The sequence below is a fragment of the Erwinia endophytica genome, assembly GCF_009295515.1.
Taxonomy (GTDB): Bacteria; Pseudomonadota; Gammaproteobacteria; order Enterobacterales; family Enterobacteriaceae; genus Erwinia; species Erwinia endophytica.
This window is the reverse complement of sequence record NZ_RQVV01000032.1, coordinates 1-15,897: the sequence shown is the minus strand read 5'-3', so window position 1 is coordinate 15,897 and position 15,897 is coordinate 1. Positions and strand designations below refer to the sequence as shown.

The following is a 15,897-nucleotide window of genomic DNA, read 5'->3' as shown; positions in this document are numbered from 1 at the left end:
CTGATAAAGAAAAAGCCATCCCTCTGTAGGATGGCTTTTTGCTGTCAGGCGTAACGTATTACGTGGAGATTACCCGCCTGAGCGGTTAGCCGGTATTACGCATCCCCGCGGCGACACCGGCGATGGTAACCATCAGTGCCTGTTCAACATGGGCATCTGGCTCGCCACCGCTGGTTTCCTGCTGGCGGGAGCGGTGCAGCAGCTCGGCTTGTAGCACGTTCAGTGGGTCAGTATAGACGTTACGCAACGCGATGGACTCCGCAATCCACGGTTGGTCAGCCATCAGATGCGCATCGTTGGCGATGGTCAGGATGACGTTGATGTCGGAAGATAACTGGTCACGCAGTTGCTTGCCCAGTGGCCACAGAGACGGATCGACCAGGCGTTGATCATAATATTCCGCCAGCCACAGGTCGGCTTTCGAGAAAACCATTTCCAGCATCCCCAGACGAGTGGAGAAGAATGGCCAGTCGCGGCACATTGCTTCTAACTGATCCTGATGGCCGGCCTCCATCGCCTTCTGTAACGCGGCACCAGCACCCAGCCAGGCAGGCAGCATCAGACGGTTTTGGGTCCAGGCAAAGATCCACGGGATTGCGCGCAGCGACTCAACACCCCCAGTTGGACGTCGTTTGGCTGGTCGGGAGCCCAGCGGCAATTTAGCCAGCTCCTGCTCTGGGGTCGCCGAACGGAAGTAAGGCACAAAGTCCGCGTTCTCACGTACGTAGCCGCGGTACATGTCACAGGAATCCTTTGACAGCTGGTCCATAATGCCGCGCCACTCTTTCTTCGGCTCTGGTGGCGGCAGGAGGTTGGCTTCGAGGATTGCCCCGGTGTACAACGACAGACTGGTGATGGTCACTTCCGGCAGACCGTATTTGAAACGGATCATCTCGCCCTGCTCGGTGACGCGCAGGCCACCTTTCAGGCTACCCGGCGGCTGTGACAGCAGCGCCGCATGAGCGGGCGCGCCACCGCGACCAATGGTGCCGCCCCGTCCGTGGAACAGTGTTAGGGCGATACCGGCTTTTTCGCAGGTTTTGATCAGCGCATCCTGCGCCTGATATTGCGCCCAACTGGCGGCCATTACCCCGGCATCTTTTGCCGAATCAGAATAGCCAATCATCACCATCTGCTTGCCCTGAATAACATTACGATACCAGTCAATATTCAATAACTGGGTCATGACGTTATTCGCGTTGTTCAGGTCATCCAGCGTTTCAAACAGCGGCGCTACGGGCATGGTAAACGGAATACCGGCTTCTTTCAGCAGCAGGTGCACGGCCAACACGTCAGAAGGTTGTTTAGCCATGGAAATGACATAGGCGGCAATTGAGCCTTTCGGCACTTCGGCGGCCACGCGGCAGGTATCCAGCACTTCCTGCGTTTCGGCACTGGGTTTCCAGTTACGTGGTAACAGCGGACGTTTTGAATTCAGTTCGCTTATCAGGAACGCCTGTTTGTCAGCCTCTGACCAGCTTTCGTAGTCACCCAGGTCCAGATAGCGCGTGATTTCTGCGATAGCTTCAGTGTGGCGAGAGCTTTCCTGACGGATATCGATACGTACCAGCGGAACGCCAAAACACTTCACGCGACGCAGGGTGTCCAGCAGTTGGCCGTTGGCGATAATGCCCATGCCACAGGCCTGCAGAGACTGATAACAGGCGTACAGTGGGTCCCATAACTGTTCATTGGAAATGAGCAGATCTGCCGGACGTGACGGACGTTCGCCTTTCAGGCGCTGTTCAAGATAAGCCTGGGTGCTGAGTAGTTGGCTACGTAGCTTTTTCATGATGACGCGATACGGTTCCAGCGCCTCGGGGTCGCCGCACAGTTCGCGCACGTCCGGCGTACATTCTGACATCGACAGTTCCGAAACCAGCACGGCAATATCACGCAGGAACAGGTCGGTGGCTTTCCAGCGGCTTAACTGCAAAGCATGACGGGTGATTTTTGCGGTGACGTTCGCGTTGCCGTCACGGTCTCCGCCCATCCAGGAGGTGAACTGTACGGGGACAAAATCCACCGGTAACTTAACGCCAAAGGAAGCTTCAACTTGCTCATTCAGTTCACGCAGGAAATTAGGGACGCCTTCCCACAGGCTGTTTTCCACCACCGCAAAACCCCATTTAGCTTCATCGATTGGGGTGGGGCGGTATTTACGAATTTCATCCGTGTGCCAGGCCTGGGCTACTAACTGGCGCAGGCGACGCATAATTTGCGTATGATCGCATTCTGACAGATCGTTGTGATCGAGCTGTTTCAGGCAGTTATTCACTTCAACCAGCTTGTGGATCAACGTACGTCGGGTAATCTCTGTTGGGTGGGCCGTTAGCACCAGCTCAAGCGAAAGTGACTCGATCGCCGCACGGATTTTCTGTTCTGTCAGGTGGGGATGTTGCTTCAGACGTTCAAACGTCCTGGCCAGTATTTCCGTCTGGTTAGCGCCTTCCCCTTTCGGCGAAATAGTATGGTACTGCTCGGCGACGTTAGTGAGATTTAAAAACTGACTAAAAGCGCGAGCCACTGGCAGCAGCTCATCATTAGAGAGATTTTGCAGCGTTGACAGCAATTCTTTACGGTGGGCGTCATTTCCCGCACGTGATGACTTAGAGAGTTTACGGATAGTTTCTACCCGATCGAGGATGTTCTCTCCAAGCGCACCCTTAATCGTATCCCCGAGCAGTTTGCCGAGCATACTGACATTACTTCGCATTGCGGAATATTGTTCGTTCATATGATCCCTGACACCCTTCTTGTTTTATGCCCCGCATTTTGAAATATCTGGGCATGTTTTTTTATTCACCGCCGTCGGCATAACTTCTCCTTTTATCTAGCCACGTTCACTTCCATTCGTCAATTGACTTAGATTTGTCTTGATTCTGTAGCTAACTGGCGGGAATTTATGAAATTTAATAACAACCCGCTGAGATAAGTTATTCTTATCATGACCGAGGGAACTATACGGGGGCAAACTGCTGTTTTCACAGCTGAATCCCCCGAATATCATTTAGTGGTGGCAAAAATGATGTACCACCTGAGCAATCAATTCACGGGTGGGTTTAATAAAAGCGGTATCGATATATTCATCCGGTTGGTGCGCTTGATCGATCGACCCCGGGCCCAGTACCAGTGTTGGGCACACTTCCTGAATAAATGGCGCTTCAGTACAATAATTCACCACTTCCGTTTCTGTACCCAGCAGTTTTTCCACCACTTTCACCAATTGATGGTCCGGCGAACATTCGTAACCTGGGATTGGCGGGTGCAGCTCGCTAATGGTGAGGCGACCCGGCCAGCGTTCACTCACGGGTGCCAATGCGTTGTTCAGCAAACCGTCCAGGTCGTTAAGCGACAGGCCCGGCAACGGGCGGATATCCATGTACAGTTCACAGCAGGCACAAATACGATTTGGCGCATCACCACCATGGATATGACCAAAGTTCATGGTCGGATAAGGGATAGCGAAATCCGCATGACGATAGCGTTCTTTCAGCGTATTGCGGAGCGCCATCAGCTGGGTGATTGACTCATGCATCAGTTCAATCGCGTTAACGCCGCGCGCCGGATCGCTGGAATGGCCTGACTGTCCCTGGATGCGGATGGACTGTGAAAGATGTCCTTTATGAGCGCGCACGGGTTTCAGTGAGGTAGGTTCGCCGATGATGGCGCAGTCAGGACGGATGGTGGCGCTTTCTGAGAAATATTTCGCCCCCGCCATCGTCGTTTCTTCATCTGCTGTTGCCAGGATATATAGAGGTTTCTCCAGTTTTGCGACATCGACATCGCGTAACGTATCTAAAATAAAAGCAAAGAAACCTTTCATGTCGGCCGTCCCCAGGCCGTACAACTTGTTGTCATGTTCAGTTAGCGTGAATGGGTCGCGCGTCCAGCGACCATCGTCAAAGGGTACGGTATCGGTATGACCGGCCAGTAACAGGCCGCCCGCACCGTTGCCTGTTTTGGCCAGCATATTGAATTTATGGCGCGTGCCGGGCACCGGCTGAACTTCAACAGTGAAGCCCAGGTCACGACACCAGCCAGCCAGTAAATTGATTAAAGTTTCATTGCTCTGATCGAGGGAGGCATCGGTTGCACTGATCGATGGCGTAGCAATCAACTTACGGTAAAGTTCGAGAAAAGGCGGTAATTTTGTCTTCACTGTTGACAGTCCTTGCGTTAGGATAGTATCAATATTCATGCATTAATAGTGAATAAAAATACATTAATGGCGTATGGATGGGAACGATAAAGTTGTGAAAAATCCAGCGCTGACCATGTGGGAACACAGTTGTAATTGCTGTAACCCGAATTTTTGAGACCGCAACAAGGGTATCAGTCTGATGTTGAAAACGCTGATTGTTGGTGCCAGTGGTTATGCTGGTGTAGAACTCGCGACGTACCTGAATCGTCATCCACAAGTGAACATAACCGCTTTAGCGGTTTCAGCGCAAAGCCCTGATGCCGGAAAATTACTCTCTGACCTCCATCCGCAACTGAAAGGTATTATTGATATGCCGCTGCAGCCGCTGAGTAATGCGGCACAGTTCGCGGATAAAGTCGATGTGGTTTTTCTGGCGACGGCGCACGAGGTCAGCCACGATCTGGCACCGGAATTTCTGGCGGCAGGCTGCGTAGTGTTTGATCTCTCCGCTGCTTTTCGTGTGAATGAGGAAAGCTTTTTCACTGACAATTACGGTTTCTCTCATCAGCACCCGGAATGGCTGGACAAAGCCGTGTATGGCCTGGCTGAGTGGCAGCACAACAGGATCAAAGAAGCCCAGTTGATAGCCGTCCCGGGCTGTTACCCGACTGTGGCGCAACTGGCACTGAAGCCGCTGATTGCAGCTAATCTGCTTAACGAGTCGCAATGGCCGGTCATCAATGCCACCAGCGGGGTGAGCGGAGCAGGACGTAAAGCTGCAATTGGCACCAGTTTCTGCGAAGTCAGCCTGAAACCTTATGGTATTTTCACTCATCGCCATCAGCCTGAAATTGCTGCGCATTTGGGGATTTCGGTGATCTTTACCCCGCACCTGGGCAACTTCGCTCGCGGTATTCTGGCGACCACCACCTGTCGTCTGAACGCGGGGATTACTCATGATGACGTGGCAGAAGCCTTCCATCATGCTTATCACGACAAACCGCTGGTACGTGTGTATGAGAAAGGCATCCCATCGATTAAAGGCGTAGTGGGCCTGCCATTCTGTGATATCGGTTTTGCGGTGAAGGGCGAGCATCTGATTGTGGTTTCGGCGGAAGATAACCTACTGAAAGGCGCGTCGTCTCAGGCAGTGCAGTGCCTGAATATTCGTTTCGGTTTCCCTGAAGCCCAGTCACTTATTTAATCAGCGAGTAATCAAATGACCAATCCGTTAATTGTTAAACTTGGCGGCGTACTACTGGATAGTGAAGAGGCGCTGGAGAAATTATTCAATGCGCTGGCAACCTGGCGGGAATCACACCAGCGCCCGTTGCTGATTGTCCACGGTGGCGGCTGTCTGGTAGATGAACTGATGAAAAAGCTCGCTCTGCCGGTACAAAAGAAAAATGGCCTGCGTGTTACGCCTGCTGATCAGATTGACATTATTACCGGCGCGCTGGCCGGTACGGCGAACAAAACGCTGCTGGCCTGGGCGAAAAAACACCATATTGCTGCCGTAGGTTTGTGTCTGGGTGATGGCGGCATCGTCAACGTTGAGCAGTATGATGCAGATCTGGGACACGTTGGACTGGCGACGCCTGGCTCTCCGGTACTGATCAATACCCTGCTGGCGGCGGGTTTCCTGCCGGTTGTCAGTTCAATTGGCCTCACTGAGGGTGGGCAGTTAATGAACGTTAACGCTGATCAGGCGGCGACGGCGTTGGCGTCCACCCTGGGGGCCGACTTGATTCTGTTGTCCGATGTCAGCGGGATTCTGGACGGTAAAGGTCAGCGTATTGCCGAGATGACCGCAGCGAAAGCCGAACAACTGATCGCTCAGGGTATTATTACTGATGGCATGATTGTTAAAGTCAATGCCGCGTTGGATGCTGCCCGTACGCTGGGGCGCCCGGTCGATATTGCCAGTTGGCGCCATGCAGAACAGCTGCCGACCCTTTTTAACGGCGTGTCAATTGGCACCCGGATCCTCGCTTAACAGAGTATTCAAGGAAAAGACAATGCAAGACAAGAGCATCAAAAAAATCGTTCTCGCTTACTCAGGTGGTTTGGATACATCCGCCATTATTCCATGGCTGAAAGAGAACTACGGCGGTTGTGAAGTGGTCGCGTTCGTTGCGGATATCGGTCAGGAGCGTAGCGATTTGGAGGGCGTTGAGAAAAAAGCGTTGCAGTCCGGTGCATCCGAATGCCACGTTGTCGATCTGCGTGAAGAATTCATCAGCGATTATGTCTATCCGGTGTTGCAGACTGGCGCACTGTATGAAGGGTCGTATCTGCTGGGGACTTCAATGGCCCGTCCGGTTATCGCTAAAGCTCAGGTTGAGCTGGCGCTGAAAGTTGGTGCCGATGCGTTGTGTCACGGCGCGACGGGTAAAGGTAACGATCAGGTTCGTTTCGAAACGACTTACACCGCTCTGGCCCCGCAACTAAAAGTGGTTGCGCCATGGCGTGAGTGGAACCTGCGTTCGCGTGAAGCGCTGCTGGACTACCTGAAAGAGCGTAATATTCCGACGACCGCTTCGCTGGAAAAAATATACAGTCGGGATGAAAACGCCTGGCATATTTCCACTGAGGGTGGCGTGCTGGAAAGCCCATGGAATGCCCCGAACAAAGATTGTTGGGTGTGGACCGTCGATCCACAGGACGCGCCGGACCAGCCGGAACAGGTGACGGTTTCGGTTGAGAAAGGCCGTGTAGTGGCGGTTAATGGCGAAAAATTAAGCCCGTTCCACTGCCTGGAAAAGCTCAACGTTATCGGTGCAAAACACGGCGTGGGACGGATCGATATCGTTGAAAACCGTCTGGTGGGGATTAAATCCCGCGGCTGCTATGAAACGCCTGGCGGTACCATTATGGTTAGCGCGTTGCGTGCGGTTGAGCAGTTGGTTCTGGACCGCGACAGCTTTAAATGGCGTGAGCAGTTGGGCCTGGAGATGTCTTACGTGGTGTACGATGGTCGTTGGTTCGCGCCATTACGTCAGTCCATTCAGGCTGCTGCTGAGTCTCTGGCGACAGAAGTGAATGGTGAAGTGATATTGCAGCTTTATAAAGGTCAGGTGACGGCAATTCAGAAAAAATCAGCTAACAGCCTGTATTCTGAAGAATTTGCGACCTTTGGCGAAGATGAAGTATACGATCACCGTCACGCAGGTGGCTTTATCCGCCTGTTCTCTCTCTCTTCACGCATTCGTGCGCTGAACGAAAAGAAATAATTCCTTGTCAGGACGGCCATTGCGCCGTCCTGCCTGTCGCGTGAAAAACGACCCATACTTATTATTCCGCAATTAATGGAGCACTGATATGGCACTTTGGGGTGGACGGTTTACTCAGGCAGCAGATCAACGTTTCAAACAGTTTAACGATTCGCTGCGCTTCGACTATCGTCTGGCAGAGCAGGATATCGTTGGTTCTGTTGCCTGGTCCAAAGCGTTGGTGACGGTCAATGTTCTGACAGTAGAAGAGCAGCGGCAACTGGAAAGCGCGCTGAACGTGTTGCTGGAGGAAGTGCGTGCTAATCCGCAGCAGATCCTCGAAAGCGATGCAGAAGATATTCATAGTTATGTTGAGGCGCGCTTGATTGAGAAAGTGGGTGCGCTGGGCAAAAAGCTGCATACTGGCCGCAGTCGTAACGACCAGGTCGCTACTGACCTGAAACTGTGGTGCAAAGTACAGATTAGCGAACTACTGAGCGCGACACGTCATCTGCAACAGGCGCTGGTGGCAACCGCTGACGCGAATCAGGATGCGGTGATGCCGGGTTATACTCACCTGCAGCGAGCCCAGCCAGTGACGTTTGCACACTGGTGCCTGGCCTACGTTGAAATGCTGGCGCGTGACGAAAGTCGTCTGCAGGATACGCTGAAGCGTCTGGATGTCAGTCCGCTTGGCTGCGGTGCACTGGCCGGAACCGCGTATGAAATTGATCGTGAGCAACTGGCTGGCTGGTTAGGTTTTTCCTCCGCGACGCGTAACAGTCTGGACACGGTTTCTGACCGTGATCATGTGCTGGAATTGCTTTCCGATGCATCCATCGGCATGGTTCACTTGTCCCGCTTCGCTGAAGATCTGATTTTCTTCAATACCGGCGAATCCGCTTTTGTTGAGCTGTCCGATCGCGTGACCTCTGGATCCTCGCTGATGCCGCAGAAGAAAAATCCCGATGCGTTGGAGTTGATCCGTGGCAAATGTGGTCGTGTGCAGGGAGCGCTGACCGGCATGATGATGACGCTGAAAGGTCTGCCACTGGCCTATAACAAGGATATGCAGGAAGACAAAGAAGGGCTGTTTGACGCGCTGGATACCTGGTCAGATTGCCTGCATATGGCGGCACTGGTGTTGGATGGTATCCAGGTGAAGCGTCCACGCTGCCAGGAGGCGGCAGAGCAGGGTTATGCTAATTCTACCGAATTAGCTGACTATCTGGTCGCGAAAGGTGTTCCGTTCCGTGAAGCTCACCACATTGTGGGCGAAGTGGTCGTGGCGGCAATAAATAAAGGTGTGGCGCTGGAAGCGTTGAAACTGGCAGAGCTGCAGACCTTCAGTCGTGTGATTGAAGATGATGTTTATCCGATATTGTCGCTACAGTCCTGCCTTGATAAGCGTAATGCCAAAGGTGGTGTTTCGCCTCATCAGGTATCACGGGCAATCACTGAGGCGAAAAACCGTCTTTCTGATCAAAAAAGTAAGCTTCAGGTCTGATGCCGATCATTTAAGGACAGGTGGCCCGAACGGCCAGTTAGTGTAAAAAGGGGTCATGTTCAAACATGGGCCCTTTTTAAGTGGGAGGTTCACCGGCCTGGTATGCTTAATCTTATCGCACAGGGACTGTCCACAATCCGCTTTCGCCAGATTTCACTTTATTCTATTGTGTCCGCGTAAACGCCCGCTTGAGTCGATGATCGGGTGGGTTATTGGCAGACACCAGGCTAATGCTTAAGCAATCAAGAATTGCTCCAGGTCGTCACTACCACCAATGTGACGTCCACCGATAAAGACCTGTGGCACCGTGGTACGACCGGTAATAGCGCGCAGGCTGACGGTCGTGGCATCCTGACCTAATACGATCTCTTCATACTGAATACCGCGATCCAGCAGCATTTGTTTCGCTTTGGCGCAGAATGGGCAGCCTGGCTTGGTAAACAGTGAGACGGACTCCTGTATTTTAAATTCTGGTGCCAGATAGCGCAGCATGGTGTCGGCATCGGAGACTTCAAATGGGTCGCCAGGCCTGTTGGGTTCTACAAACATTTTTTCCACCACGCCGTTACGAACCAGCATTGAGTAGCGCCATGAACGGGGACCAAATCCCAGATCGGCTTTCTCAATCAGCATCCCCATGCCGCGGGTAAAGTCACCGTTACCATCAGGAATAAAGGTGATGTTGTTGGCGTGTTGATCGGCTTTCCAGGCGTTCATTACAAAAGTATCGTTAACGGATACACAAAGAATATTATCCACGCCGTGTTGTTTGAAAACATCAGCCAACTCGTTATAGCGGGGGAGATGACTTGACGAACACGTTGGCGTGAAAGCGCCTGGTAGAGAAAATACGATGACAGTTTGGTCCTTAAACAACTCATCGGTTGTGATATCGACCCAACTGTCTCCCTGACGGGTATGAAAGGTGACTTGTGGGACTGACTGAGCCTCCTGATTTGGAAACATAAATGACCTCTTAATTAGGGAGAATGATTAATTCTTGATCTGAGCGACATTATTGATATTTATTCTTGATAGGGATAATCGTTGGTTGTTATTCTATCTATAGTTATTGGCTATCGTGGGTGGGGTAAAATGAATATTCGTGATCTGGTGTATTTAGTGTCGCTGGCTGAGCATCGTCATTTTCGGCGGGCAGCGGATGCTTGCCATGTTAGTCAGCCAACGCTGAGTGGTCAGATCCGCAAGTTGGAAGACGAGCTGGGCGTGATGTTGTTAGAACGAACCAGCCGTAAAGTTCTATTTACGCAGTCCGGGTTGTTGCTGGTGGATCAGGCGCGTATTGTACTGCGGGAAGTGAACGTGCTGAAGGAAATGGCCAGCCAGCAGGGTGAAGTGATGTCCGGGCCATTGCATATCGGGTTGATACCCACTGTTGGCCCTTATCTGTTGCCACATATTGTGCCGATGCTGCATCAGACCTTCCCGAAACTGGAGATGTATCTGCACGAAGCGCAGACACAGCCATTGCTGGCCCAGCTTGACAACGGCATACTGGATTGCGCCATTCTGGCTCTGGTGAAAGAGTCGGCGGCCTTTATCGAAGTGCCGCTGTTCGACGAACCCATGAGGTTGGCGATTTACCAGGATCACCCGTGGCGTGATCGCGATCGTGTGCCAATGTCCGATCTGGCTGGGGAGAAGCTGTTGATGTTGGAAGATGGTCATTGTTTGCGCGATCAGGCGATGGGCTTTTGTTTTCAGGCCGGGGCTGATGAAGATTCGCATTTCCGCGCCACCAGTCTGGAGACGCTGCGTAACATGGTGGCCGCAGGAAGCGGGATTACGCTGTTACCCGCGCTGGCTGTGCCGAAAGAGCGTGTACGTGATGGTGTCTGCTATCTGCCGTGTTACAAGCCAGAGCCACAACGGACCATCGCTCTGGTTTACCGTCCGGGATCACCACTGCGCGGTCGCTATGAGCAACTGGCAGAGGCAATCCGTAGTCATATGCAGGCCTATATAGGGACCCGTTAAAACAGGCGGTTTAAGCCATTCAGTGCCGCTACACGGTAGGCTTCGGCCATTGTGGGATAGTTAAAGGTGGTATTCACGAAGTATTCAATCGTATTGCCGCCATTTTTCTGTTCCATAATAGCCTGACCAATGTGGATGATTTCTGCAGCATGTTCACCAAAGCAGTGAATACCGAGGATCTCCTTCGTCTCACGATGGAAGAGAATCTTCAGGCTCCCCACGTTCATACCGACAATCTGCGCCCGGGCCAGGTGCTTGAACTGCGCGCGTCCCACTTCATAAGGGACTTTCATCGCCGTCAGTTGCTGTTCCGTTTTACCGACAGAACTGATTTCCGGAATAGTATAAATTCCGGTCGGAATATCCTCAATCAAGTGGGCGTTTGCTTCACCTTTAATCAGCGCCTGGGCTGCAATGCGCCCCTGATCGTAAGCGGCTGAGGCAAGGCTTGGATAACCAATCACGTCACCTACGGCATAGATGTGCGGCTGTGCGGTCTGGTACATACTGTTGACCTTGAGCAGGCCACGACCATCTGCTTCCAGCCCGACATTTTCCAGCGACAGAGAGTCAGTATTACCGGTACGGCCATTAGCGTACAGCAGGCAGTCTGCTTTTACTTTCTTGCCGGACTTGAGATGCACAATCACGCCATCACCGACGCCTTCAATTTTCTCAAACTCTTCATTATGGCGGATAACCACTCCGTTGTTCCATAAGTGGTATGAGAGCGAGTCTGAAATTTCCTGATCAAGGAAGGCCAACAGATGATCACGGGTGTTGATCAGGTCGACTTTAACGCTCAGGCCACGAAAAATTGAAGCATATTCACAACCAATGACGCCGGCACCATAGATAATCACGTGGCCTGGCTCGTGATGTAAATTGAGGATTGAGTCGCTGTCATAGATGCGTGGATGGGTAAAGTCCACATTGGTGGGATGGTAGGGCTTTGATCCACAAGCAATAACAAACTTTTCAGCGGTCAGACGCTCAATTGAACCATCGTGCGTGACAATGTCTATGGTGTTGGCATCGACGAAACGTGCATCGCCCTGATACAGCTCACAACGGTTACGCTCGTAAAAACCCTGACGCATCTGGGTTTGCTGGCTGATAACGTTTTCTGTGTGGTTAAGGATATCCGCGAAAGATGAACGTAGAAGGCGGGTATGGTCACTGTAAAGTGGGTTTTGATTGAACTCGATAATGCGGCTGACTGCGTGGCGGAGAGCTTTTGATGGGATGGTGCCCCAATGAGTACAACCACCGCCAATATTGTGATAACGCTCGATAACGGCAATGCGGGCGCCTTGTTTTACCAGGCCCATGGCGGCACCTTCGCCGCCAGGGCCGGATCCAATCACAATGGCGTCGTAATCATAAGATTGTTGCATACTAATACGCCCTATTTATATACAAATTTTCAACGACACTCTAACATTTCGCTGACTATTTCCCAATTCTAACCAACTTTTTTGCCATTATTTGACAAAGAGTGAGGTTAACAGGCCGTCACAAAGTTGATGCAACTGTACGCTGAATTTTTTGTTATAGTGCCATTCTGGCAGGTAAAACAGGCACAAACATGGGCGTCAGAGCGCAGCAAAAAGAGCGGACACGACGTTCGCTGATCGAAGCGGCATTTAGCCAGCTAAGTGCTGAGCGAAGTTTTGCCAGTCTCAGTCTGAGAGAAGTTGCCCGGGAAGCCGGAATTGCACCCACCTCATTCTATCGCCACTTTCGTGATGTTGATGAATTAGGGCTGACCATGGTGGATGAAAGTGGTTTGATGCTGCGTCAATTGATGCGTCAGGCTCGCCAGCGTATTGCCAAGGGTGGCAGTGTTATCCGTACCTCGGTCTCCACTTTCATGGAGTTTATTGGTAACAATCCTAATGCTTTCCGTTTGTTGCTACGAGAGCGTTCCGGTACTTCGGCCGCGTTTCGTGCCGCGGTAGCCCGTGAGATCCAACATTTTATTGCCGAACTGGCGGATTACCTCGAAATTGAAAATCGTATGCCGCGTAGTTTTACTGAAGCGCAGGCGGAAGCGATGGTTATTATTGTCTTTAACGCCGGTGCGGAAGCACTGGATATTGATGTTGAGCAGCGTCGCCAGTTGGAAGAGCGTCTGGTTCTGCAACTGCGAATGATTTCGAAAGGCGCTTATTACTGGTATCGCCGTGAACAGGAGAAGTTGGCGGTAACGCTGGAATCTGATGATTAAAGGATGGTGACATGAGTTTATCTACTGGACGGGACAAGGGTACGCTATTACTGGCATTTCTTGCGGGGTTATCTGTTAACGGATCATTTTCCGCGCTATTCAGTTCGCTTGTGCCGTTCTCAGTGTTTCCGCTTATCGCACTGGGGTTGTCAGCCTGGTGTCTGCATCAGCGCTATCTGAACCGTGCAATGCCAGAGGGATTGCCTTCGATTACCGCCGCGTTTTTCCTGCTGGGCATCCTGTTATACAGCGCGATTGTACGGGCGGAATATCCAGCTATTGGTTCGAACTTTGTGCCGACTATTTTGATGGTGGCGCTGGTGTTCTGGATTGGTCTGAAGCTGCGTACGCGTAGAGGCGAGTAATTCCGGGACAGCAGGTCCTCGCCTCCTTGTATTAACGTCGTGACAGTAACACACCGCATTCCATATGGTGGGTATAAGGGAACTGATCGAACAGCGCCAGGCGAGTGATTTCATGCGTTGCTGACAACGTGGCCAAATTTTCACCCAGCGTTTGCGGGTTGCAAGAGATATACAGGATGCGCGGATAAGCTTGTACCATTTTCACCGTTTCGGCATCCAGACCGCTGCGAGGGGGATCGACGAAAATGGTTTCGCACTCATAAGTGCTCAGGTCGATTCCCTCCAGCCGTTTAAAGGTACGTTCGCCGTTCATTGCCTGAGTAAACTCTTCCGCTGCCATTCGAATGATCTGTACATTTTTAATATTGTTAACAGCGATATTGTACTGTGCCGAAGCAACGGAGGGTTTGGCGATTTCCGTCGCCAGTACGCGCCGGAAGTTACGTGCCAGCGCCAAAGAAAAGTTGCCATTGCCGCAGTACAGTTCCAGCAAATCGCCACTGGCGTTCTTTGTCACCTCCAGCGCCCATTCCAGCATTTTAATATTTATTGCCGCGTTTGGTTGAGTGAAGCTGTTTTCCACTTGACGCCAGGTAATATCCTGTCCGGCAATCGGCAGACATTCATCGACAAAATCACGATCCAGACAGATTTTGCTCCTGGCGGCCCGGCCAATCAGATGCAGGTCAAACCCTTCGGCGCGTAGCGCATCACGTAGGATAACGGCGGCCTGCCGCCACTCTTCTGTCAGGGGACGATGGTAAAGCAGTGATACCACGGCCTGATTGCTCAGGGTAGAAAGATAATCAATTTGGAACAGTTTATGGCGTAGCAGAGGATTGTCGCGCATGCCGTTGATCAGCTTTGGCATGAGCTGGTTAATTATCTGACTGGCCGCTGGGAAGCTGTCCACGCGAATACGCTGGTGCGTCTGCGGGTCGAAAATGATGTGGTAAAGATCATCGCCATCGTGCCAAATTCGGAATTCTGCCCGCATGCGATAATGGCTGACGGGGGAACGGAATACCTCAACCTCTGGCGCAGAAAATGGCTTCATTAGTGTCTCAAGACGGGCGATTTTCTCGTCGAGTTGGGCATTGTATTGTTCAGTCGGCAACTGTTCGGGCGTCATGGAAATTCCTCAGGTTGAAGGCTTTTAATGCCGGGCGATTGTAGGTATTCGCCACTCAATGTCCAGCGTTGTCCGGCTCAGGATGATTATGGACATCTATCCTGTCCTCTTTCAATTGAGGGTTCGTGGTAAACTAGCCAACCTGTTTGATAAAGATTACGAGACAGTTTATGGCTATCAAACTCCAGGAAGGGAGTATTATCTCAGCAGCAGTTACACCTTCTAAAGAACGTCCCACCGTACTGGTTTTTGATTCCGGCGTTGGTGGGCTGTCTGTCTATGATGAAATCCGGCGACTTCTGCCGGATCTGCACTATATCTATGCTTTTGATAACGTCGCCTTCCCTTATGGTGAAAAAAGTGAAGAGTTTATTGTTGAGCGCGTGGTTGAGATTGTTAGCGCTGTAGCCTGTCATTATTCGCTGGCGCTGGTGATTATTGCTTGCAACTCAGCCAGTACCGTCACGCTTCCTGCGTTACGTGAGTGCTTTGATTTCCCGGTCGTGGGGGTTGTGCCTGCAATCAAACCGGCTGCGCGGCTGACGCGTAATGGAAAGGTAGGGTTGTTAGCGACTCGCGGTACGGTCAAACGTCCTTACACGCTTGAGCTGGTGTCGCGTTTTGCCAGTGAATGCAAAACAGAAATGTTGGGATCGGCTGAATTGGTTGAGCTTGCGGAAGCGAAGCTGCAGGGTAAAACGGTGTCGCTGGAGGATGTAAAGCGTATCCTGCAACCGTGGCTGCGAATGAAAGAGCCACCTGATACGGTGGTGCTTGGTTGTACGCATTTTCCGCTATTGAATGAAGAACTGCAGCAGGTATTGCCTCCTGGCACCCGTTTAGTGGATTCAGGTGCAGCCATTGCTCGTCGAACCGCCTGGTTATTAGAAAATGAATCGCCCAGAGCTATGTCGGCTGATACCAATCTGGCTTTTTGCCTGGCGATGACTGAGGAAGCTGTACAGTTATTGCCTGTTTTAAAGCGTTATGGTTTTGAAAGACTCGAAAAACTGGTCTTGTAGACCATTTATGGGTAAAAAAACACCGGTTGAAAATTTTTTTGTTATTAGGCCTTGCCTGGCGTCAGGAACCCCCTATAATGCGCCTCCACTGACACGGAATAACGGTTTAGCGACCGCCGGGTTGAGAGATTCAGGAGACTGGATCGCCGGAGAAAACCCTGTAAAAAGAGGTTGACTCTGCAGGAGGAAAGCGTAATATACGCCACCTCGCGACAGGCGCTAATACCCTGTTCGCACTGCTCTTTAACAATTTATCAGACAATCTGTGTGGGCACTCGCAGGATTGA

The 15,897-nt window shown here is 51.6% G+C and carries 13 protein-coding genes; 8 read left to right on the top strand and 5 right to left on the bottom strand.

The window, feature by feature from the left end; translation table 11 throughout:
- Positions 1-85: 85 nt before the first annotated feature.
- A complete protein-coding gene (ppc, locus tag EH228_RS10130) occupies positions 86-2,737 on the bottom strand; it encodes a phosphoenolpyruvate carboxylase (RefSeq protein ID WP_152321554.1) in 2,652 nt (883 codons plus the stop codon).
- Positions 2,738-3,010: 273 nt separating this feature from the next.
- Positions 3,011-4,162, bottom strand: coding sequence for an acetylornithine deacetylase (argE, locus tag EH228_RS10125; RefSeq protein WP_152321553.1), 1,152 nt, complete (start codon positions 4,160-4,162; stop codon positions 3,011-3,013).
- A 181-nt stretch (positions 4,163-4,343) separates the two neighbouring features.
- On the opposite strand from argE, the gene argC reads away from it, so the two are divergent.
- From argC to argH, 4 genes are all read left to right on the top strand, one after another.
- The gene (argC, locus tag EH228_RS10120; protein ID WP_152321552.1) at positions 4,344-5,348 is read left to right on the top strand and encodes an N-acetyl-gamma-glutamyl-phosphate reductase; all 1,005 of its coding nucleotides are present in this window, start codon (positions 4,344-4,346) and stop codon (positions 5,346-5,348) included.
- A gap of 15 nt (positions 5,349-5,363) precedes the next feature.
- Positions 5,364-6,140, top strand: a complete 777-nt coding sequence (gene argB / locus EH228_RS10115) for an acetylglutamate kinase (protein WP_152321551.1) — start codon at positions 5,364-5,366, stop codon at positions 6,138-6,140.
- 22 nt (positions 6,141-6,162) lie between these two features.
- The gene (locus EH228_RS10110; RefSeq protein WP_152321550.1) at positions 6,163-7,377 is read left to right on the top strand and encodes an argininosuccinate synthase; all 1,215 of its coding nucleotides are present in this window, start codon (positions 6,163-6,165) and stop codon (positions 7,375-7,377) included.
- An 88-nt stretch (positions 7,378-7,465) separates the two neighbouring features.
- The gene (gene argH, locus EH228_RS10105; protein WP_152321549.1) at positions 7,466-8,863 is read left to right on the top strand and encodes an argininosuccinate lyase; all 1,398 of its coding nucleotides are present in this window, start codon (positions 7,466-7,468) and stop codon (positions 8,861-8,863) included.
- A 234-nt stretch (positions 8,864-9,097) separates the two neighbouring features.
- Here argH and EH228_RS10100 read toward each other — a convergent pair whose 3' ends face one another.
- Positions 9,098-9,829 (bottom strand): glutathione peroxidase, encoded by a 732-nt coding sequence (locus EH228_RS10100; protein ID WP_152321548.1) that lies wholly within the window; start codon positions 9,827-9,829, stop codon positions 9,098-9,100.
- Positions 9,830-9,958: 129 nt separating this feature from the next.
- Between EH228_RS10100 and oxyR the strand changes: the two genes are divergently transcribed.
- The gene (gene oxyR, locus EH228_RS10095) at positions 9,959-10,861 is read left to right on the top strand and encodes a DNA-binding transcriptional regulator OxyR (protein ID WP_152321547.1); all 903 of its coding nucleotides are present in this window, start codon (positions 9,959-9,961) and stop codon (positions 10,859-10,861) included.
- On the opposite strand, the gene sthA is transcribed toward oxyR, so the two are convergent.
- Entirely contained in the window at positions 10,858-12,258 is a 1,401-nt protein-coding gene (sthA, locus tag EH228_RS10090; protein ID WP_152321546.1) for a Si-specific NAD(P)(+) transhydrogenase, read from the bottom strand. The genes oxyR and sthA overlap by 4 nt on opposite strands.
- Before the next feature lie 191 nt (positions 12,259-12,449).
- Here sthA and fabR point away from each other — a divergent pair, with 191 nt between their 5' ends.
- Positions 12,450-13,091: an HTH-type transcriptional repressor FabR gene (fabR, locus tag EH228_RS10085; RefSeq protein ID WP_152321545.1), complete on the top strand. Its 642-nt coding sequence runs from the start codon at positions 12,450-12,452 to the stop codon at positions 13,089-13,091.
- An 11-nt stretch (positions 13,092-13,102) separates the two neighbouring features.
- Positions 13,103-13,456 carry a YijD family membrane protein gene (locus tag EH228_RS10080; protein WP_152321544.1) on the top strand — a complete coding sequence of 118 codons (354 nt, stop codon included), beginning with the start codon at positions 13,103-13,105 and terminating at the stop codon, positions 13,454-13,456.
- A 31-nt stretch (positions 13,457-13,487) separates the two neighbouring features.
- On the opposite strand, the gene trmA is transcribed toward EH228_RS10080, so the two are convergent.
- The gene (gene trmA, locus EH228_RS10075; RefSeq protein WP_152321543.1) at positions 13,488-14,588 is read right to left on the bottom strand and encodes a tRNA (uridine(54)-C5)-methyltransferase TrmA; all 1,101 of its coding nucleotides are present in this window, start codon (positions 14,586-14,588) and stop codon (positions 13,488-13,490) included.
- 176 nt (positions 14,589-14,764) lie between these two features.
- On the opposite strand from trmA, the gene murI reads away from it, so the two are divergent.
- The gene (murI, locus tag EH228_RS10070; protein WP_420841457.1) at positions 14,765-15,610 is read left to right on the top strand and encodes a glutamate racemase; all 846 of its coding nucleotides are present in this window, start codon (positions 14,765-14,767) and stop codon (positions 15,608-15,610) included.
- Positions 15,611-15,897 lie beyond the last annotated feature (287 nt).

What these genes read in the sequence shown, in the direction of transcription:
- argB (WP_152321551.1), top strand. Translation starts at nt 5,364, where the DNA reads ATGACCAATCCGTTAATTGTTAAACTTGGCGGCGTACTACTGGATAGT.
- argC (WP_152321552.1), top strand. Translation starts at nt 4,344, where the DNA reads ATGTTGAAAACGCTGATTGTTGGTGCCAGTGGTTATGCTGGTGTAGAA.
- EH228_RS10080 (WP_152321544.1), top strand. Translation starts at nt 13,103, where the DNA reads ATGAGTTTATCTACTGGACGGGACAAGGGTACGCTATTACTGGCATTT.
- oxyR (WP_152321547.1), top strand. Translation starts at nt 9,959, where the DNA reads ATGAATATTCGTGATCTGGTGTATTTAGTGTCGCTGGCTGAGCATCGT.
- fabR (WP_152321545.1), top strand. Translation starts at nt 12,450, where the DNA reads ATGGGCGTCAGAGCGCAGCAAAAAGAGCGGACACGACGTTCGCTGATC.
- trmA (WP_152321543.1), bottom strand. Translation starts at nt 14,588, where the DNA reads ATGACGCCCGAACAGTTGCCGACTGAACAATACAATGCCCAACTCGAC.
- EH228_RS10100 (WP_152321548.1), bottom strand. Translation starts at nt 9,829, where the DNA reads ATGTTTCCAAATCAGGAGGCTCAGTCAGTCCCACAAGTCACCTTTCAT.
- sthA (WP_152321546.1), bottom strand. Translation starts at nt 12,258, where the DNA reads ATGCAACAATCTTATGATTACGACGCCATTGTGATTGGATCCGGCCCT.
- EH228_RS10110 (WP_152321550.1), top strand. Translation starts at nt 6,163, where the DNA reads ATGCAAGACAAGAGCATCAAAAAAATCGTTCTCGCTTACTCAGGTGGT.
- argH (WP_152321549.1), top strand. Translation starts at nt 7,466, where the DNA reads ATGGCACTTTGGGGTGGACGGTTTACTCAGGCAGCAGATCAACGTTTC.
- ppc (WP_152321554.1), bottom strand. Translation starts at nt 2,737, where the DNA reads ATGAACGAACAATATTCCGCAATGCGAAGTAATGTCAGTATGCTCGGC.